Here is a 673-nt window from a genome sequence, read left to right as displayed (position 1 = left end):
GGCGGCACCGCCAGCGGTGACCCCTTCAACGGGGCGGGCACGCAGATCGGCAGCGGGTTCGGCGTGTTCGACTGGGTCGACGGCGCCGACCTCTCCGGCGACGGCAGCGCCGACCTGATCGCACGCAAGCCCGACGGCACCCTCTGGTACTACCCGAACAACCGCGCCACCAACCCCGGCGGCGTCCCCTTCGCGGGCAGCGGAACCCAGATCGGACACGGCTTCCAGAACTTCAACCAGCTCGACGCCGCGGACATCAACGGCGACGGTCGCGCCGACCTGCTGGCACGCAAGCCCGACGGCACCCTCTGGTACTACGGCAACGGCGGCACCGCCGGTGGCGATCCCTTCAACGGCAGCGGCACCCAGATCGGCTCGGGTTTCGGCGTGTTCGACTGGGTCGACGGCGCCGACCTCTCCGGCGACGGCAACGCGGACCTGATCGCACGCAAGCCCGACGGCACCCTCTGGTACTACCCGAACAACCGCGCCACCAACCCCGGCGGCGTCCCCTTCGCGGGCAGCGGAACCCAGATCGGCGCCAGCTTCCACCTGTTCGACATCATCAATGCCGCCGACCTCTCCGGCGACGGCAGCGCCGACATGTTCGCACGCAAGCCCGACGGCACCCTCTGGTACTACCCGAACAACCGCGCCACCAACCCCGGCGGCG

At 70.4% G+C, this 673-nt stretch carries 1 protein-coding gene; it reads left to right on the top strand.

The genetic code is table 11. From position 1 onward, the window contains the following. Positions 1-673 (top strand): FG-GAP repeat domain-containing protein (locus ACFPCV_RS38475; RefSeq protein ID WP_378062473.1); only part of this gene is annotated, 673 nt, incomplete at both ends.

This window comes from Actinophytocola glycyrrhizae (assembly GCF_042653545.1).
In the GTDB taxonomy this organism is placed as follows: Bacteria; Actinomycetota; Actinomycetes; order Mycobacteriales; family Pseudonocardiaceae; genus Actinophytocola; species Actinophytocola glycyrrhizae.
Note: the sequence above shows the minus strand (reverse complement) of the source record. Positions and strands in the feature narration are given on the sequence as shown.